General features: G+C 71.2%; 10 protein-coding genes and 5 pseudogenes (1 of these 15 running past the window's edge). 11 read left to right on the top strand and 4 right to left on the bottom strand.

Annotation, left to right across the window (positions count from 1 at the left end):
- Window positions 1–1,137: pseudogene (locus HBB12_RS30805) on the bottom strand (IS256 family transposase) (it extends 133 nt beyond the left edge of the window).
- A gap of 254 nt (window positions 1,138–1,391) precedes the next feature.
- Between HBB12_RS30805 and HBB12_RS30800 the strand changes: the two are divergent.
- From HBB12_RS30800 to HBB12_RS30775, 5 genes and pseudogenes are all read left to right on the top strand, one after another.
- Window positions 1,392–1,856 (top strand): hypothetical protein, encoded by a 465-nt coding sequence (locus tag HBB12_RS30800; RefSeq protein WP_236993471.1) that lies wholly within the window; start codon window positions 1,392–1,394, stop codon window positions 1,854–1,856.
- 2 nt (window positions 1,857–1,858) lie between these two features.
- Window positions 1,859–3,352: a calcium-binding protein gene (locus HBB12_RS34355; protein ID WP_272913335.1), complete on the top strand. Its 1,494-nt coding sequence runs from the start codon at window positions 1,859–1,861 to the stop codon at window positions 3,350–3,352.
- Window positions 3,295–3,720: pseudogene (locus HBB12_RS34565) on the top strand (calcium-binding protein); the annotation flags it as partial. The gene HBB12_RS34355 and the pseudogene HBB12_RS34565, both read left to right, overlap by 58 nt.
- Window positions 3,721–3,727: 7 nt before the next feature.
- A complete protein-coding gene (locus HBB12_RS30790; protein WP_236993470.1) occupies window positions 3,728–5,623 on the top strand; it encodes a calcium-binding protein in 1,896 nt (631 codons plus the stop codon).
- Window positions 5,566–11,631 (top strand): annotated as a pseudogene (locus HBB12_RS30775) (tandem-95 repeat protein); the annotation flags it as partial. The gene HBB12_RS30790 and the pseudogene HBB12_RS30775, both read left to right, overlap by 58 nt.
- A gap of 195 nt (window positions 11,632–11,826) precedes the next feature.
- Here the strand turns inward: HBB12_RS30775 and HBB12_RS30770 are convergent.
- Window positions 11,827–12,874: pseudogene (locus HBB12_RS30770) on the bottom strand (Mu transposase domain-containing protein); the annotation flags it as partial.
- 182 nt (window positions 12,875–13,056) lie between these two features.
- On the bottom strand, window positions 13,057–13,566 hold the full coding sequence (locus tag HBB12_RS30765; protein ID WP_236993538.1) for a hypothetical protein: 510 nt from the start codon (window positions 13,564–13,566) through the stop codon (window positions 13,057–13,059).
- Here HBB12_RS30765 and HBB12_RS30760 point away from each other — a divergent pair.
- A pseudogene (locus HBB12_RS30760) lies at window positions 13,466–13,729 on the top strand (cytochrome P460 family protein); the annotation flags it as partial. The gene HBB12_RS30765 and the pseudogene HBB12_RS30760 sit on opposite strands and share 101 nt — an antisense overlap.
- Before the next feature lie 77 nt (window positions 13,730–13,806).
- Here the strand turns inward: HBB12_RS30760 and HBB12_RS30755 are convergent.
- The gene (locus tag HBB12_RS30755; RefSeq protein ID WP_236993469.1) at window positions 13,807–14,751 is read right to left on the bottom strand and encodes a LysR family transcriptional regulator; all 945 of its coding nucleotides are present in this window, start codon (window positions 14,749–14,751) and stop codon (window positions 13,807–13,809) included.
- A 116-nt stretch (window positions 14,752–14,867) separates the two neighbouring features.
- Between HBB12_RS30755 and HBB12_RS30750 the strand changes: the two genes are divergently transcribed.
- From HBB12_RS30750 to HBB12_RS30730, 5 genes are all read left to right on the top strand, one after another.
- Window positions 14,868–15,173, top strand: coding sequence for a Dabb family protein (locus HBB12_RS30750; RefSeq protein ID WP_236993468.1), 306 nt, complete (start codon window positions 14,868–14,870; stop codon window positions 15,171–15,173).
- A gap of 2 nt (window positions 15,174–15,175) precedes the next feature.
- Window positions 15,176–16,261: a maleylacetate reductase gene (locus tag HBB12_RS30745; protein ID WP_236993467.1), complete on the top strand. Its 1,086-nt coding sequence runs from the start codon at window positions 15,176–15,178 to the stop codon at window positions 16,259–16,261.
- A gap of 61 nt (window positions 16,262–16,322) precedes the next feature.
- On the top strand, window positions 16,323–17,186 hold the full coding sequence (locus HBB12_RS30740) for an intradiol ring-cleavage dioxygenase (protein WP_236993466.1): 864 nt from the start codon (window positions 16,323–16,325) through the stop codon (window positions 17,184–17,186).
- 214 nt (window positions 17,187–17,400) lie between these two features.
- Entirely contained in the window at window positions 17,401–18,684 is a 1,284-nt protein-coding gene (locus HBB12_RS30735; protein ID WP_236993465.1) for an MFS transporter, read from the top strand.
- Between the two features lie 113 nt (window positions 18,685–18,797).
- Window positions 18,798–19,682, top strand: coding sequence for an NAD(P)-dependent oxidoreductase (locus HBB12_RS30730; protein WP_236993464.1), 885 nt, complete (start codon window positions 18,798–18,800; stop codon window positions 19,680–19,682).
- The last annotated feature ends 3 nt before the right edge of the window (window positions 19,683–19,685 follow it).

Raw genomic sequence — 19,685 nt, 5'->3', positions numbered from 1 at the left:
CGGATCGAAGGCTCGTCAGGGAAGATGCCGACGACCTCGGTGCGGCGCTTGATCTCGCCGTTGAGGCGCTCCAACGGGTTGGTCGAGTGCAGCTTGGCCCGGTGTGCTGCCGGGAAGCCCATGTAGGCCAGGACGTCGGTCTCCGCCGCGTCCATGAGGGCCGCCAGCTTCGGCACCTTGGGCCGGAGCTGATCGGCCACGCGCCGCCACTGCTGGCGGGCGGCCTCGGCGTCCTCCTGGGCGAAGGCGGTGGCGATGAAGGCCGAGACGACGCGTCGGCCTGAGCGACCCGCATGGGCCAGGACGTTGCGCATGAAGTGCACCCGGCACCGCTGCCAGGACGCCGTCATCACCTTGGCGATCGAGGCCTTGATGCCCTCGTGCGCGTCGGAGATCACCAGCTTGACCCCGCGCAGACCACGCCGGGCCAGCTTGCGCAGGAACTCGGTCCAGAAGGTTTCGGCCTCCGACGGGCCGATGTCGAGGCCCAGCACGGGTTCCCATCGTGGCAGGCCACGATGGGTGCCCCCTCGCGCCGGCCATCCGTGTTGACGCCGACCGCCACGATGACGGCCACCGAGACCGGGCTCCCATCGCACGGGTGCGATGGGGACCCTGGATGCGGTGGTTCTGGCGCACCTTCACGTAGGTCGCGTCGATCCAGAGGTAGGGCCACTCGCCCTCGATCGGCCGCTCCAGGAAGGCGTTCACACGCTCATCGATTTCCTGGCAGAGCCGGCTGACCTGGCTCTTGGAGATGCCCGTCCCGCCCAAGGCCTGGACCAGATCGTCGACCGCGCGGGTCGAGATGCCCTGGATGTAGGCCTCCTGGATCACGGCTGTCAGCGCCTTCTCGGTCATCCGGCGCGGCTCCAGGAAGCTCGGGAAGTCGCTCCCCGTCCGCAGCTTCGGGATGCGCAGTTCGACGGTGCCGGCCCGCGTCTGCCAGTCTCGGTCACGATACCCGTTGCGCTGGGCCAGCCGCTCCGGGTTCTTCTCGCCATGGGCGGCACCGGTCAGGCCGCCCACCTCCAGTTCCATCAGGCGCTGGGCGGCAAAGCCAATCATCTCGCGCAGCACGTCCGCGTCAGCACTCTTCTCAGCCAGCGCCCGCAGGCTCATCATGGCATCGGTCATCGGGGGTCTCCCGGGTTCGGGGTTGGTGCTCACAACCCGATCCTAACCCGTCACCGCCGATGGCCACCCCCGCGAGAGATCCCGCCTGCTACTGCGCTGTGAGGGCGCGCAGGCGGGCTCTCCCGCTCTCGGTCAGCTACACCACTCCACGGGACACGACCCCGCTTTACGCACCCCGCAATCCGGCCGGTCGACCGAAGGTTTCGGGGGAGCTCCGGCAGGTCACCGACCGCGACGGGACTTTTTACGTCTGGGTGCGCAACCTCGACCGGGCGTTGCAGCTCGAATGGAAGACCGGCGACAGCTGCGCGTTCTCCTTACGCAACTACGCGATCGACGTCGATCACCTCGACGAGGTCGGCTCGACCGACAATTCGACCTATCGGGTCGAGATGCTGATGCTGCTACCGGCCTTCGAGACCGTCGGCCTCGACCTCGACATGCGCGGCGTCGCCCACGCGCTCGGCATCAGCGAGGAGCGCCTGGTCACCCATGCGGCGGCGCGACCCAGGTCGCCGGCACCGGCGGCACCGATTACATCTACCTCACCGCCGGCGACCAGACCCTGCGCGGCGGCCGCGGCGCCGACGTCCATTTTGTCGGGCGCGACTCCGGCAACTGCATCATCGACGACAAGGACCACGGTGAGACCGACCAGCTGCGCTTCACCGACGTGCTGTCGAGCGAGATCGAGGCGGTCCGCGACGGCCAGGATCTGATCTTGCGTGCCCGCAAACACAGCCTATCATTGCGCATCGCCGATCAATTCCTCGGTGAGTTGAACAATCTCCAGATGAGCGGCGCCCGGGTCGAGTCCGGAATGGCCTCGATCGTGTTCGCCGACGGGGTGGTCTGGGACCGTTTACGGATGGCGGTGGAGGTGGTCGACAAGGCCCGCGCCGCGGGCCTCACCAACGACGCGCTGATCGGCTCGGGCTCCGCCGACGTGCTGTGGGGCGGGCGCGGCAACGACTACATGTCCGGTGGCGCGCGCGGCGACGGCCAGGACGTCATCGACGACCAGGGCAAGTTCTCGTTCGGCATCGTCAAGGCGGGCATCGACGTCCTCACCTTCAAGGGCGGCATCACCGCCGACAACCTCCGGCTGATCCGCGACGGCGAGAGCCAGAACCTGAAGATCGTGATCCTCGACGCCGAGGGGCGCGAGACCGGCGACAGGCTCGAAATCATCGGCCAGTTCGGCGGCATGCGCACCGGCGTCGGCATCTTCGCGGAAGCGCTCGAGAGCAGCGACGGACTCGATTACGTCGCCCCCAACCTGATCGAACGCTTCCTGTTCGACGACGGCACCAGCCTCGATTTCGGGCAGATTACCGAGCGGGTGCTGAAGAACGCCAAGACCGCGGGCGACGACGCGATCTTCCGCATGCTGAACTCGAACACGCTGGACGGCGGCGCCGGCGACGACTTCCTGTCCGGCCGCCAGGGCGACGAAACCTACCTGTTCGGCCGCGGCTACGGCCGCGACGTGATCCTCGATAACGGGGTGAACGGCCTGTTCGACCCGTCGGCGCATGACCGGCTCACCTTCGTCGACGAGATCCGCTGGACCGACCTCGACTTCCTGCGCGACGGCCCGAGCGACACCCTGCGCCTGCGCGTCAAGGGCACGACCGACGAAGTGGTGCTGCAGAACTTCCTCGATACGGTCCCGATCGTCGGCTTCGTCAACCTGATCGAGGACGTCGTCTTCGGCGACGGCACCGCCTGGAGCGGGCTGAAGCTCGCCCAGCACTTCATCGACGTGGCGCGGGGTCCCGGCAACGACACGATCTACGGCTTCGACGCGCTCTCCGACGCGATCGACGGCGGCGCCGGCGACGACCGTCTGATCGGGTTCGGCGGCAACGACGTCTACCGCGTCGCGGCGGGAGAGGGGAACGACACGATCCTCGATTCCGACGGCGACGACCGGGTGGTGCTGGAGGCCCATGCCTCGAGCGACGCGAGGGTGCGCCCGGCCGCCCCCGGCTCGACCGACCTCGTCGTGTCCTTCGCCGCCGGCGCGCAGCTCGTCGTCCGGGCCGGGCTCGGCTCCGGCCGCCTGCCGGCGCTGGCCTTCGCCGACGGCGTGGTCTGGGACGAGGCCGCCCTGGTCGGGCGGCGATCGCCGGCCCCGGCCCCGGGGACGACGTCGTGGTCGGCAGCGGCCGCGCCGACACCCTGGCGGGCGGCACCGGCGTCGATTCCCTGAACGGCGGCGCCGGCGACGACACCTACGGCTTCACCCGCGGCGACGGGCGCGACGTCATCGTCGACGCCGCGGGCCGCGACACCCTCGCCATCACCGGCTACCGGCCCGACGAGCTGCGCGTCTCGCAGATCGATCCGTCCCGCACCGAGCTCGTGCTCACCTTCGCCGGCACGACCGACCGGATCGTGCTGCGCTACGATTCCGGCTGGAGCGGGATCGACGCCGTCCGGTTCGGCGACGGCACCGTGCTGACGCTGGAGCGCCTGCGCGAGCGGGTCGGGGCGACCGGCACGCCGCAGGACGACCGCCTGCGCGGGGGCTCGGGCGACGAGACCTTCGCCGCCGGGCCCGGCGACGACGTGATCCGCGGCGGCGGTGGCAACGACGTCTACCGGTTCGGCCGCGGCGACGGCCAGGACCGGATCGAGAGCAACGGCCGGCGCCGACGGCCGGGGCATCCTGCTGTTCGGCCCCGGCATCGCGCTGGAGGACGTGGTCGCGACCCGCGACCGCGACGGCAACCTCGTCCTGTCGCTGCGCGGCAGCGACGACCGCGTCACGCTGGTCGATCCCGAAGGCGACCCGGACCCTGTCGTCGCCACCATCGCCTTTTCGGACGGGCGGCGGATCGGCACCCGGGCACTGGCCGCCTCGGTCGCGCCGAGCGACCGCGACGACCGCATCATCGTGCCGTCCGACCTCGTCGCGCCCTCGATCGGTGCGGCGATCTTCGGCGAGGCCGGCAACGACTGGATCGAGGGCGGCCGCGGGGCGGACATCCTCGTCGGCGGCCGCGGCGACGGCCAGGACACCATCGCGGATCTCGAGACCGCGGACGGCGCCGGCCTCGACCGGGTGCGCTTTTCGGCCGGCATCCTGCCCGGCGACATCCCGTTCCTGTCGGTCGGGCCGCAGGACCTGGTGATCGGGCTATCCGGCAGCGACGACCGTCTCACCGTGCGCGACATGTTCCGCGCCGGCGGAGCCGCGGGCGATCGCGGCGTCGAGCTCTTCGCCTTCGCCGACGGGACGGTGTGGGACTTCGCCGAGATCGTGGCGCGGGCCGCTTCCTCGACCGGGGCGGAGGCCGACACGGTCGATTTCGGGGCGCAGTCGGAGGTCGCCGTCACCCTCGATGGCGGGGCCGGCGACGACCTCCTGGCCGGTGGCCGCGGCAACACGACCTACGTCTTCAGCCGCGGCTCCGGCCGCGATACGATCGTGGAGGGTGCCGATTGGGCGGGATCGACCGACCTGCTGCGGCTCGGGCCCGGCCTCACGCCGACCGACGTCGTGGTGGTGAGGAGCGGCGATGACCTCGTCCCGCGGCTCGTCGGCAGCGACGACAGCCTGACGCTCCGCGGGCAGGCGAGCGCAGCCCCGATCGACCGCGTGCGCTTCGGCGACGGAACGCAGTGGTCGGCCGCGATGCTGGCCGGGCGCGCCCTCTCGCCCGAGGCCGCGGAGCGGAGTCTCGGCTGCCGGAGCGCCGACCCGTTCGGCGATCCGGCCTTCGCCGGTGCCGCCGCAGGCCCGGGCGGCGGGTCCGCCCGGGCCTCCTCGACCATCGGCCTCGTGCGCACGCCGACCCGCCGGTTGCCGGCGAACACCCTCGCCGCCGTGGGATCGGCCTCGCCCCTCGGCAGCGGCCTCTACCAGCTGACGCCGGACCGGAGTTGGCAGACCGGGGCGGTCTGGGGCAGCGTCGATCTGGCCAACAGCGTCGTGTGGACGACGCGGATGTATTTCGGGGCCTCCGAGGGCGGCGCCGACGGCGTCTCCTTCGCGTTGCAGAACACCGGACCTGCCGCGCTGTCGTCCTCGGTCATCAATGTCGGCGCCCTGGTCCCGGGCTCCTTCGGCATCCTGTTCGACACCTACGGCCAGTCGACCGATTTCGGCCGCTTCGTCGTCGACGGCGACGTCGGCAACGGCAGCCCCGAGCCGCGCCGCGACTTCGTCCAGCTCGAGGACGGCACCTGGCACGACGTCGTCATCACCTGGGACGCGGCGGCCAAGACCTTCACCTACACGGTGGACGGCGCGACGGCCGGAGCCAAGGCCTACGACCCCGTCACCGCGCTGTTCAAGGGCGACGGCACGGTCTGGTACGGCTACTGGTCACGGCGCAGGCCGGAACCAACCGGCTCGGCTTCCGCGGCACCGGCTCCACCGATGCGCGCTGGCAGGCGGCCGGCGCGGGGGCCGACCTCATCGTCGGCACCGCGTCCGACGAGATCCTGGCGGGCGGCGCCGGCGACGACCGGCTGATCGCCGGGGGCGGGATCGACCGCATCGAGATCGGCGCCGGCGTCGCGCCGGGCGGCCTCCAGGTGATCGCCCGCGGCACCACGAGCCTCGTCCTGCGCCTGCGCGACACCGGCGAGGAGCTGACGCTCACCGACGCGCTCTCCTCGGCGGCGAGCGCGATCGAGAGCGTCGTCTTCGCGGATGGGACGGTCTGGGATAGGGCCGAGCTCAGGAACCTGTCCGCCCTCGGCGGCGACGGCGACGATTCCATCACCTGCAGCGCGGGCGCGGACCGGCTCGAGGGCGGGGCCGGCGACGACGACCTCGTCGGCCTTGACGGCGACGACGTGCTGCTCGGCGGCGCCGGCCGCGACCGGCTGGGCAGCGGCAGCGGGGCGGACCGGCTCCAGGGCGGGCCCGGCGACGACACCCTGAGCGGCGGAACGGGCGCCGACACCTACGTCTTCACCGCCGGAGACGGCGCCGACACGATCGACGACCGCGGCGACGACGCGGCCGGAACCTTGCGGATCGCCGGCTACGCCCTCGACCGGATCCGCTTCGGCGGACACGGCCGCGATCTCGTCATCCGCTTTTCCGACAGCACCGACCGCATCACCGTCCTCGGCGGCCTCGACGAGGCCGGGGGCCTCGGCTCCGTCGAGATCCTCGCCGACGGTGTCACCCTGTCGCTGCCCGAGATCCGCACGAGGCTCGTCCCCGAGATCGGGCTCACCGGCCGATGGCTGGCGGGCGGGGCCGGCGACGACACCCTGGCGGGCGGCACCGGCGACGACAGCTGCGTCTTCGCCCGGGGCGATGGCCAGGACCTGATCCGCGACGGGATCGGCACCGACACCCTGGCCTTCGCGGCCGGCATCCGGCCGGACGAGGTGCGCGCCGTCGACGGCGCCCGGAATCTCGTCCTTGAGATCGCCGGGACCGGCGACCGCATCGACCTCGGCGCGCCCGCCGGGCCCGAGATGGGCATCCGGCGGGTCACCTTCGCGGACGGCACCGTCTGGACGCAAGGGGCGCTGATCGCGCTGTCGCGCGCCGGGACCGGGCGCGACGACGTCCTGCGCGGCAGTGCGAGCGACGATTCCCTGTCGGGCGGGGCCGGCGACGACTGGCTGATCGGCCTGTCGGGCGCCGACACCCTCGATGGCGGCGCCGGGCACGACCGCCTCGAGGGCGGGACCGGCGACGACACCTACCTGTTCGCCGCCGATGGCGGCCACGACCGGATCCTCGACGCGGGCGGCACCGACGCGGTGGTGCTCGCCCCCGGCCTCGCGCCCTCCGACCTCGCGGTGACGCAGAGCCGCGACGGGGCCGACCTCGCCCTGGTGGTGACGGCGACCGGCGCGCCGCTCACGATCGAGAACGCGCTCGGCGGCGGCCGGATCGAGGCCGTCCGCTTCACCGACGGCACGGTCTGGACCGTGGCCGGCCTGCTCGGCCGGACGGCGGCCTTCGACGACGATGCCCTCACGGGCGACGACGGCGCCGACGTGATGGCAGGGTCCTTGGGCAACGACAGCCTGTCTGGGGGCCGCGGCGACGACATCTACCGTTTCGCCCGCGGCGACGGCAGCGACGTCATCCACGACCGCTCCGGCTCCGGCGGCGACCGGCTCGAGATCAGCGGCTACGCCGCCGACGAGGTCAGCTTCCACCGCCTGACCGCCGACGGCGCCGACGTGGCGATCCGTTTCGCCGGCACCACCGACCAGATCGTCGTCGTCGATGCGCTCGCGCCGGACGGCGCCGGCATCGAGACCGTGGCGCTCGCCGGCGGGCCGGCCTTCTCGGTCGCCGACATCCGCCGGGCGATCCTGGCGAGCCGCACCACCGCGGGCAACGACGTCGTCATCGGCACCGAGGGCGCCGACACCCTCGCGGGCGGCCGCGGCGACGACCTCCTGCGCGCGGCCGGCGGCGACGACACCTATCTCTACCGCCGGGGCGACGGCGACGACCGCATCGACGCGGTCGGCGCCGACACCTTCGCAGGCCGGCCCGGTAACGACCTGCTGGCGGGCCTCGCGGGCGGCGACCTCTACCGGTTCGGCGCCGGCTCGGGCCACGACACCGTGGCCGATAGCGGCACTTCGGGCACCGACCGGATCGAGATCCGCGATTTTTCCTCGACGCAGGCGCGGGTCGAGCAACTCGATCGCGGCTCCGAGGCGGTCGTGATCCGCTTCACCGGGGCCCCGTCCGACAGCCTGACCGTGCTCGGCGCCCTGGCCTCGGACGCGAAGGGCATCGAGAGCATCACCTTCGCCGACGGCGTGACCTGGATCAAGGACAGCCTGGTCCGGCTCCTCGGCAACCGGGCGCCGGTGACGCTCGACGAACGCTTCTACTCGGTGCGGACCGGGGACGAGATCGTCCTCAAGGCGGCCGACCTCCTGCGCAACGACTTCGACGCCGACGGCGACCGCCTGCGCATCGTCGCCGTCGAGACCGCCGCCACCGGCCTCGTCCGGATCGACGAGCGGGGCGACCTGCGCTACCGGGCGCTCGACGGCTTCTACGGCCCGACCTCGCTCGCCTACACGGTCGAGGACGGGCGCAACGGCTTTTCCACCGCCTCGGTCGACCTCCGGGTGCGGCCGATCGCGACGGCGCGGCCGGATACCGGCTTTGCCGTGGCGGAGGATTCTTCCCTCGTCATCCGGGTCGAGCGCCTGCTCGCCAACGACCTCGACGGCGACCGCATGGTGGTCGGCCAGGTCTACGGCGCGACGAACGGCGCGGTGGCGCTGGCGAGCGACGGCACCGTCACCTTCACGCCCTCGCCCGACTTGAACGGCACCGCGGCGTTCACCTACGCGGCGAACACCCCGGAGGGCGGCCGGGCCGAGGCCACGGTGACGATCCAGGTCACGCCCGTCAACGACGCGCCCCTGGCGAGGGCCGACCGGATGGAGGCTTTCGCCGAGGGCACGAGCGTCACCCTCGATCCGCGCACGCTGCTCGCCAACGAGTCCGACATCGACGGCGATACGCTCACCGTCCGCTCGGTGCGCTCCAGCGCCGACATCGCCGTGTCGATCGGCGAGAACGGCCTGATCCGGGTCGTCCCCCGCGCCTATTACTGGGGCGAGGCGACGTTCGACTACGTCGTCGCCGATGCCGCCGGTGCGACCGCGACGGGCCAAGTCCGCTTCACCGTCACCCCGGTCAACGACCCGCCGGATCTCTCCGACGACCGGTTCGAGACCACCGAGTCCGGTGCGCCGATCCGCGAGGACAACCCGATCGTCATCGGGGCCGACCGGCTCATCGCCAACGACGTCGAGCATGACGGCGAGGCGATGACGGTGACCGCCGTTCGCGGGGTGCGCGGAGGCAGCCCGCAGCTTCTCGAGAACGGCACCGTCCTGTTCACGCCCTGGACCGACTTCAACGGCGAGGCCGCGTTCGAGTACCGGGTCGAGGACGGGCATGGCGGGGTCGCCTGGGCGCGGGCGATCCTGATCTACCAGCCGGTCAACGACCTGCCGGGCGCCGCCGACGACCACCACACCGATCGTCGCTTGCCGATCCTGCGCGGCCGCGAGGACGTGCCGATCGAGATCCCGACCGTCCAGTTCGTGAAGAAGGACGCCGACCCGGAGGGTTTCACGGTCCGCTTCGAGAGCGCCGGCAGCGCGGTCCACGGCGACATCCGGGTCACCGACCACGGCACCATCGTGTTCACGCCGGACGCCGATTACTGGGGCGAGGCGACCTTCGCCTACCTCGTCTCCGACCGCGAGGGCGCGGTCGACGGGGCCGCCGTCACCCTGTGGTTCGAGAATGTCGGCGACGCACCGCCGGTGGCGCGCCGCGACGTGATCTACGTCAACGAGGACATCCCGGTCGTCATCCCGATCGCGCAGCTCCTGGCCAGCGACGTCGACCGCGATCCGCTGCGCTTCGTCGGCTGGCGGAAGACGACGCGCTTCGACGCCCTGACCTACGGGGCCGAGGCCGGGGGGACGCTGAACGGCACGATCGAGTCCGACGGCGCCGGCAACCTGGTGTTCACCCCGGACCGCGGCGCGAGCCGCAGCGCCGGCTTCGTCTACCGGATCACCGACGACGCCGACGGCGAGGCCGAGGCTTACGTCGAGATCGTCGTCGTGCCGTCGAACGACGATTCGACGGTCGGGGAGGACGAGGGCTTCGTCACGCCGCTCGGCGTGCCGCTGGTCCTGCGCGATTCCGACCTCCTGGCGAACGACTTCGACATCGAGCAGGCGGACCGCGACGGCAACGGTACGATCGACGACGACCTCGACGATCCGCGCCGTGCCCGCCCAACCTTCGCCGGCGTCGTGGGCGTCTACGACACCGAGGCGCTCGCCCTCGGGGACCGGATCCCGCGCGGGCAGGCCGAGGTCGAGACCTGGGCCGGCGAGACCTTCGTGGTCGTGCGTTGTCCCGAGGGCTTCACCGGCGCGGTCGAGTACCGCATCACGGACGCCGAGGGGGCGACCGATACGGGCTTCGCCATGGCGCGGATCGACGCGGCCTATGGCGGCTCTTTACGCGGCACCAGCCGTGCCGACCTCCTCGTCGGGAGCGCCGGGGCGGATATCGTCCGGGCGCTCTCCGGCAACGACCTCGTCCGGACCGGCGCCGGCGACGACGTGCTCCTGGGGGGCGACGACCTGCTGCTCGAATTCGAGCGCCAGGACGTCTTCCTCGTCGACACGGTGCGGGCGCGCGGCCATTTCCTCGGGCGCGAGACCGGCCTTGAGGAGGTGGTGTTCTCCGACGGCACGGTCTGGTCGCGCGAGCGCCTCGACGCGCTCCAGCGCCTCGGCCGCTTCAACGCCGTCGACGACGTCGTGCGCTTTGCCTGCGAGGACGAGCCGCTCGTCATCGATCCCGCCCGGCTCATCGAGAACGATTCGGACGGCGGCACGCTCACCCTCGTCGGTGTCGGCGCCGCTTTGCATGGCAGCGTGGCCCTGAGGCCGGACGGCCGCATCGCGTTCCTCGGCGCGCCGGACTTCAACGGCGACGCCTTCTTCGCCTACACGGTGCGCGACGCGTTCGGCCGCGAGTCGAGCGCCCGGGTCGAGGTCGACCTCGCGCCCGTGAACGACGCGCCGACCGCCCTCGACGATCCGACGGTCCCGGCGACCGAGGACCGGATCCTGCGGACCCGGATCGCCTCGCTGCTGGCCAACGACAGCGATGTCGACGGCGAGTTCGAGGGCCTGCACATCGTCCGCATCGACCCGCTGACCAACGGGGCCGGCGCCGAGATCGATCGCTACAAGGAATCGGAGTTCCCCTTCGCGGCCACCAACGCCACCGGCCGGATCGACGGCGAGTACCTGGAGTTGCGGCTGCGGCCCGGTTATTTCGGGCCGGCGGGCTTCGTCTACACGCTCGGCGACGCCGCCGGCGCCACGGCGACCGCCCGGGTCGAGATCGCGGTCGCCCCGGTCAACGACGCGCCGCGGGACCACGACCGGGTCCACGAGATCCGGCTCGGGCGCCACGCCTCCGTCACGGTGGCCGACCTCCTGGCCGACACCTACGACGTCGAGGGCGACGCGATCACCTTCGTCGGCCTGCATGCCGGCCTCGACGGGGAGCCCGGCAGCAACGGCCACGCGGTGCTGGATGCCGGCCGCGTCACCTTCACGCCGTCCGCCTTGGGATCGGCGAGCATCGCCTACGACGTCGCCGACGCCCGCGGTGCGGCGGCGACGCTGACCTACGATTTCCGGGTCCGGCCGCTCAACGACGCGCCGCGGGCCGCCGACGATTACGGCCTGCGCACGCTCGAGGACCGGGCCCTCGTCATCGATCCGGCCGTGCTGCTCGCCAACGACACCGACGAGAACGGCGACACCCTCGTGGTCGAGAGCGTCGCCCGCTTCGCCGAGGGCGGCAAGGTCCGCCTGCGCGAGGACGGCCGGATCGAGTTCCGGCCGAAGCCCGACTATAACGGCGCGGCCCGCTTCGCCTACACGGTCTCGGACGGGCGCGGCGGCACAGCCACCGCCGCCGCGTCGATCACGATCCTGCCGCGCAACGAGGGGCCGATCCTCCGCAACGACCGCGACGTCGAGGGCGACGGCTTCACGATCGTCGAGCTGTTCGACGGCGACCAGGGCAGCGTCCTGCGCGACGGCGCGACCGCCGTCTTCAGGCCGCATGCTTGGCGTTCGCCCCGGTGCTGGAGGTCGCCGATCGCACCACGGCCGCGCGGGGACGTAGTGCCAGGGGTCGAACACCGTCTGGCCGTGGCCGAGGGCCGGCGGGTGCTCGGCGACGCCGCGCCCGTCCTGGTGGATCGCGATGCGTTCGGCAGAGGCGCGCACTTCGACCGGGCGACCGATGGCCGAGGCCATGACCGAGTGCTCGTTGTTGTCGAAGCGCGCCAGGCAGGTCGAGGACACGGCCGCCGGCACGGCGTGGAAGCCGTCGAAGCGTCCGGCGTAGGAGACCAGCGCTCCCCGTTCGGCTTCGAAGGCCTGCCGGATCGTCAGGTCGCGCCGCTCGGGATGCGGGTGGGCCTTGGCGTAGGCGACGACCCCGTCGAGCAGCAGGGCGTTGAGTTCGTCGTAGCTTCTCACCCGGACGCGCGGGGTGAACAGGCGCTCGCCCACCGGCCCGACCTGGTTCTCGACCCGCCCCTTCTTCCAGCCCGACGCCGGCGTGCAGGCCACGGGCTCGACGACGTAGTGCGGGCATATGAGCGGCGGCTGTAGGCGCGCTCGCGCCCGATGAAGATCGTCGCGACCGCGGACTTCATGTGTCGCAGATGCCGCGCTGGCAGGTGCCGCGGAAGAAGGAGAACGCGTGGTCGTGGCCGTCGAAGGCCATCTCCTGGCTCTCGCGCGGATGGGCCCGCACGAACAACATGCGCCAGTGGCAGAGCCGGACGTGGGCGAGCGGCACGAAGACGGGGGCCGTCACGCTGACCTGCCGGCGCTTCCGCGTCTTGGCGTAGCGGCGGACGGCATCACAGCCGCCCTCGTAGCCGAGCCCCCCGCAGCGCCTCGAAGATCCGGGTCAGCGTCGGCCGCTCCCGCGCCGGCTTCCCGGCATTGGCCGTCAGCAACCGGTCGCGCTCGTCGCGCCAGGGCCCGAGCTTGGGCGCAGGCTGACGCTGCGGGTGTAGCGGAAGGCGGTTGCCTCCGAGTGGATCACCTTCCTGACGACCTTGCGGGAAAGCTTCCGCTCCCGGCAGATCTGCTCGATCGGTTTATGCTGCACGAAGAAAGGGTGCCTTCCAAGCACCGGACGCTGCATTCAGCTCGCTCGAAGCGGCTAACGCGCCTTTGCCGCTATCCGAATGCGGAAGAAGGCGTATTCATGCTCGTCGCCGTGCGCCAAAACCGTGATTGCTCTAATCTTGTCGATCTCGCCGATTGCGCCGCGTGGATCCAGGCAAATACCAAATTCTACTTCGGATACCCCCATTTATATCATGCTCATCGCGGGGAGTTCGTAGCTCGCCACCTCTTCCAGTGGCGACCTGGTTCTAATATAGATTTTTCGATTTCGCTCTTGCAATTTGAAATATCTCCGATGTTGTATTTTCTAAACAGTTCGGAACCTAATCGATTGACTGCAGCTTGTCCTATTGTGGAACAAATCAGTTGACGATCGCCACCGCTGCCTAGAAAATTGTCCTCCAAGTCGGCCAGCGCCAGATCGAGTTCCATCACCTCGTTGTCGAATTGGATCTCGGGCTGATCGTCTCTCACGAGCGGCGCAAGCCTGCGACCGCGCTGCTCGCGGCCGGTCCCCGACTTCTCGATCGCATGCACGATGCACGCGGACAGCATCAGGGTCGAGCGTTCGACCCTATCCCGAAGGGAGGTCAGCGGATCGCGATCCCGGGCCGGCACGCTCCCGTTCCCGAACGGCAGCGTTCTGGTCAAGCTCGCCTGGAAGCGGATGCTGTCCTCCGAGTTCGCGTCGGCGACGGGCCGCGCCACGACCCTGCAGGTCATGGTCAAGGACGTGACGCGCTATCCGGAATCGGGCGGCTGGGGCTTCGGCCGCTTCGTCGACGGCAAGCCCGTCGATGAGGTGCAGCACCAGACCTGCTCTGCCTGCCACGAGGAGCGGGTGAGGGAGCGCGACTTCGCCGTCACCCGCTGCGTCCGTCGGCCATCCGCAACGCCTGGCCCGACGATCGTCTCGAGCAGGCAGCGACGCTCTGACCGCCCCATGCACTACGGAGCCCCGGCGGCGGGCCGCTGCGTCGCCCCGGTCCAGCGGTGGGTGAAGGCATTCGACTCGAAATCCGCGGCCACGAAGGCGATGAAGGACCGGACCTTGGCCGAGAGGTGCTTGCGGGTCGGGTAGGCGAAGTTGATGCGAAGCCGCGGCAGGTCCCAGTCGTCGAGGACCGGCACGAGGCGCCCGGCCATGACGTCGTCGTGGACGATATAGGTCGGTTGCACCAGGATGCCGTGGCCGTTCAGAGCCGCGGCGCGCAGGATCTGACCGTCGTTCGATTCGAGCAGGCCGTGTGCCGGCACCCGCACCATTTCGGCCCCGCGCGAGAAGCCGAGCTCGTTGGGGTTGTTGGCATAGATGTAGAGCAGCAGGGCGTGCTGCGCGAGGTCCCGGGGGTGGAGCGGCGTACCCGCCCGCGCGAGGTACGACGGGGCGGCCGTGAGGATGCGGCGGGTCTCGGCCAAGCGCCGGATGGTGATCGCGCGGTCGGGCTCGAACTCGCGGGTGCGGATCGCGACGTCGATCCCGGCATCGATCAGGTCGACGTAGCGGTTCGAGACTTCGACGTGCACGCGCACGTTCGGATAGAGGGCGTGGTAGGCCGGCAGCCGCGGCGCGATATGGAGGAGCGAGAAGGACAAGGAGGCGCTGACCCGGAGCAGGCCGCTCGGAGCGAGCGCCGCACCGGTGAGTTCGGCCTCGCTGTCGGCGACATCCGCCAGGATGCTGCGGGCGCGCACCAGGAGCTTGCCGCCCTCGTCCGTGAGCGAGAGGGTACGGGTGCTGCGCCGCACCAGCAGCACGCCCAGGCGCTCCTCCAGGGCCGCGAGCGTGCGGCTCGCCGCGGCGATCGACAGGCCGCGGATCTGCGCGGCCCCGCTGATGCTGCCGGTCTCGGCGACCGCCACGAAGAGGTCGAGCTGGCCGAGACGGTCCATTTTCTCAGATCCTGCAAAACTGTTTCACGCGCAGGCCATCTTATGCCCCGACAGCGGAAAACTTAAAAATCGGTCCATGGGCGGCCGAGGCCGGCTGCGGATCGGGATGACGCCGGATGATCAAGCACATCGTGATGTGGCGGATGGCCGGTGCGTCGCCGGCCGAGAAGGCGGGCAACGCCGAGCGGGTGCGCACCGCCTTCGAGGGCCTGCGCGGTCGGATCCCCGGGCTCCTCCACCTGGAAATCGGCCTCGACGAGAGCCGGATCGACGATGCCTGCGACGTCGTCCTCTACACCGAGTTCGACAGCCCCGCGGCGCTCGACGCCTACCGCGATCACCCGGAGCACGGCCGCGTGCGGGCGGAGCTGGAGGGCCTGCGGATCAGCCGGCACCAGGTCGATTACGGGGTAGGGGCCTGACGATGGAGGCGTTCCGCTTTCCCGGCCTGCCGACCCGCGTGGTGTTCGGGCACGGCACCCTCGCGCAGGTGCCGCGCGAGATGGAGACCCTCGGGCGCTCCCGCGCGGTCGTGCTCTCGACGCCGCAGCAGCGGGGACAGGCCGAGGCGCTCGCTCGCCTCCTGGGAGATCGCGCCGTCGGGGTGATCGCGGAGGCGGTGATGCACACGCCCGTCGCCGTGACCGAGGCCGCGGTGGCGCGGGTGCGGGCCCTCGATGCGGATTGCGTGATCGCGATCGGGGGCGGCTCGACGACGGGGCTCGGCAAGGCGATCGCGTTGCGCACCGACCTCGACCAGATCGTGGTGCCGACGACCTATGCCGGCTCGGAGATGACGCCGATCCTCGGCGAGACCCGCGACGGTGCCGAGCCGGGCCAGAAGGCCAAGACCACGCAGAAATCGCGAGACATCCTGCCGGAGGTGGTGGTCTACGACGTCGACCTCACGCTCGGCCTGCCCGCGGGCCTTACGGCGACCTCGGGCCTCAACGCCGTCGCGCACGCGGTCGAGGCGCTCTACGCTGAGGATCGCAACCCGATCGTCTCCTTGATGGCCGAGGAGGCGATCCGGGCCCTCGCCCGGGCCCTGCCGATGATCGCGGCCGCGCCGCAGGATCGTGCCGCGCGGGCGGAGGCGCTCTACGGCGCGTGGCTCGCCGGGGCCTGCCTCGGCACGGTCGGCATGGCACTGCACCACAAGCTCTGCCACGTGCTCGGCGGCTCTTTCGATCTGCCGCATGCCGAGACGCATACGGTCGTGCTGCCCCATGCCGCCGCCTACAACGCCCCGGCCGCGCCGGAGGCCATGGCCCGGGTCGCCCGTGCCCTCGGGGCGGCGGACGCGCCGCAAGGCCTCTACGACCTCGCCGCCTCGCTCGGTGCGCCGACGACCCTGGAGGCGATCGGCATGCCGGAGACGGGGCTCGACCGGGCGGCGGAGGCGGCGGTGGCGAGTCCCTACTGGAACCCGCGGGCGCTGGAGCGGGGTGCGATTCGCCGGCTGCTCGACGACGCGTTCCACGGGCGCCGTCCGGACGCGGCGGTGTAGGATCATGGTCGGGCGCGAAGGCAGCACCCGAGAGGGAACGCCCAGGACGGGAGAGGCGCCGATGCGCGACTTCAACGAGCACACCATCACGCAGGCCGTGGTCGACCGCTTCGCCGAGACGCCGGACCCGCGCCTGAAGGCGATCCTGACGAGCCTCGTGCGCCACATGCACGACTTCGTGCGAGACGTCGACCTGAGCTTCGAGGAGTGGCAGGCCGGCATCGCCTTCCTGACCCGCACCGGGCAGACGTGCGACCAGCACCGGCAGGAATTCATCCTGCTCTCGGACACGCTCGGCGTCTCGATGCTGGTCGACGCCATCAACCACCGGATGCCGGAGGGTGCGACCGAGACCACGGTGCTCGGCCCCTTCTACGTCGAGGAGGCGCCAGAGCGGCCGAACGGCGCGGACATCGCCGGCCCGCTCGAGGGTACGCCGCTCCTCGTCACCGGCTCGGTCGCTTCCGCGGACGGAAGGCCGCTCGCGGGCGCCGCGGTCGACGTCTGGCACGCCGACGACGACGGCGCTTACGACGTGCAGCAGCTCGATGCGCTCGGCGGGCTCGCCGGCCGGGCGCAGTTTCGCACCGACCGGCAAGGCCGCTTCCACTTCTGGACCGTCATGCCGGCCTGGTACCCGATCCCCGCCGACGGGCCGGTCGGCGAGATGCTGAACGCCACCAGCCGCCACCCGAACCGGCCGGCGCACGTGCATTTCATGATCGCGGCGCCCGGCCACGAGACGCTGATCACCCACGTCTTCGCGGCGAACAGCCCCTGGCTCGATTCGGACGCGGTGTTCGGGGTGAAGACCTCGCTGATCGCGGAATTCGCCGAGCACCCGGCCGGCACCGCACCGGACGGGCGGGCGATGGAGCGGCCCTACCGCCACCTCGCCTACGATTTCGGCCTGAAGCCCGCCTGATCCGGCAACCGTCCGATACGGCGTCCGGAAGATTCCGTCCGGACGCCGTATCACCAGCCCGCGCGGTGAAGCCGTAGGCTTCACACGCCTGAGCGAAGCCGGTTTCCGCATCGCGAAGCGATCAATCCGGAAACCGTATGACAGGGGCCGAGACCCGGACGAAGACCCCGAGGAACGGGGCCGTCGCATCGATTCCACCAGGGAGGACACCATCATGAGCGAGGCAACGACCGGCGCCGTCAGCGCCGTCCCGGCCGAGGGCCCGGGACGCTGGATCGCGGAACTCGGGCCGAAGGAGAAGCGGACGCTCGGCGCCTGCGTCGGCGGCTGGGCGCTCGACGCGATGGACGTCCAGCTCTACAGCTTCGTGATCCCGACGCTGATCGCCACCTGGGGCGTGACCCGGGCCGAGGCCGGGGCGCTCGGCACCGCGGCGCTCCTCACCTCGGCGATCGGCGGCTGGCTCGCCGGCTTCCTCGCCGACCGCTGGGGGCGGGTGCGCACGCTGCAGATCGCGATCCTGTGGTTTGCCGGCTTCACCTTCCTGTCGGGCCTCGCGCAGAGCTTCGAGCAACTCTTCGTCGCCCGTGCCCTGATGGGCCTCGGCTTCGGCGGCGAGTGGGCGGCGGGCGCGGTGCTGCTCGGCGAGACCATCCGGCCCGAGCATCGCGGCAAGGCGCTCGGTACCATGCAGTCGGGCTGGGCGCTCGGCTGGGGCGCCGCGGCCCTGCTCTACACCCTGTTCTTCTCGCTCCTGCCGCCCGAGACGGCGTGGCGTGCCTTGTTCTTCGTCGGCATCGCGCCTGCGATCCTGGTGTTCTTCCTGCGCCGCTACATCGAGGAGCCGGAGGTCTACCGGGAGTCGCAGGCGAAGATCGCCGAGACCGGCGACAAGCCGTCCTTCTTCGAGATCTTCCAGCCACCGCTCCTGCGCATCACCTTCCTCGGTGCGCTGATGAGCACGGGGGCGCAGGGCGGCTACTTCGCGGTGACGACCTGGCTGCCGACCTTCCTGCGCACCGAGCGGGGCCTGTCGGTCATGAATTCCGGCGGCTACCTCGCGGTGCTGATCGTCGGCTCGTTCTTCGGCTACCTCGCGGGCGCCTACCTCGCCGACCGGATCGGACGGCGCGCCACCTTCCTGACCTTCGCGATCGGTGCCGGCTTGGTGGTGACGACCTACACGATGGTTCCGTTCGGCGACGCCGCCATGCTGGTGCTCGGTTTCCCCCTCGGCTTCTTCGCGTCCGGCGTCTTCAGCGCCATGGGGGCGTTCTTCACCGAGCAGTTCCCGACCCGGGTGCGCGGCGTCGGGCAGGGCTTCGCCTACAATTTCGGCCGGGCGATCGGCGCGGTGTTTCCGACGCTGGTCGGTGTGATGTCGGCCACGATGCCGCTCGGCCAGGCGATCGGGCTGTTCGCGGCCGCGGCCTACGCCACCATGGCGGTCGCGGCGTTCCTCCTGCCCGAGACCAAGGGCAAGGCCCTGACGGCGTGACCGAGCAGGCTTGCGTTGAATGGCCGACGCAAGCCTGCCTGTTTTTGCTCAGTCGCAGATTTCTGTCGCAAAACCGGCAACCACTTTTGCGAAATCTGCTTGGGAGAGACCACATGCAGACCGGCTGGATCGGCCTCGGCAAACTCGGCGCGCCCATGGCACGTCACCTGGCGCGCCATCTCGTGGCAGCGGGATACCCCGTCCTCGCCCTCGACCGCGATCCCGGCCGGCTCGCCGCCGTGCCGGGGGCCGAGGCCGCCGGTCTCGACCGGATCGCAGCCTGCGGCGTCGTGATCACGAGCCTGCCCGACGACGCGAGCCTGCGCGCCGTCGCCCTCGGAACGGAGGGCCTCCTGTCCCGGATGGCGCAGGACGGCGTGCTGGTCGAGACCAGTACCGTCTCGCCGGAGACGAGCGCGGCGTTGCGCGAGGCCGCCGAGGCGCGGGGTGTCCTCTATCTCGCGGCCCCGGTCTCGGGCTCGACCGCGACCGCGGAGGCCGCCGCCCTCACCCTGTTCTGCTCGGGGCCGGAGGCGGCCCTGGAGCGGGTCCGCCCGCTGCTCTCGACCTTCGCCCGCACCATTCACGCCGTCGGTACGGGGGAGGAAGCGCGCTTCCTCAAGCTCGCGATCAACCACTTCGTCGGCTCGACCGCGCAGATCGCCGCCGAGGCGCTGACGCTCGCCCGCAAGGGCGGGGTCGCCTGGGAGACGGTCCTGGCGGTCCTCGGATCCTCCGTCGCCGCCTCGCCGCTGGTCGCCTACAAGCTCGATCCCCTGCGGCGGCGCGACTTCACGCCCGCCTTCTCGGTCGCCCAGATGCTCAAGGACATGAGCCTCGCCGTGGCGGCGGGCGAGGCGACCGGTGTCGCGATGCCGGTGGCCGCCCTGGTGCGCGACCTCTACGCCGAGCAGACCGGCACCGACCTGCGCGACCTCGACTTCTTCGCCGCCCTGCTCGCCGCCGAACGCCGCGCCGGCCTCGGCGAGCCCGCGTGACCG

This window comes from Methylobacterium sp. SyP6R, assembly GCF_019216885.1.
Lineage (GTDB): Bacteria > Pseudomonadota > Alphaproteobacteria > Rhizobiales > Beijerinckiaceae > Methylobacterium.
The sequence above is the reverse complement of the archived record's forward strand: the minus strand, read 5'-3'. Positions and strand labels throughout refer to the sequence as shown.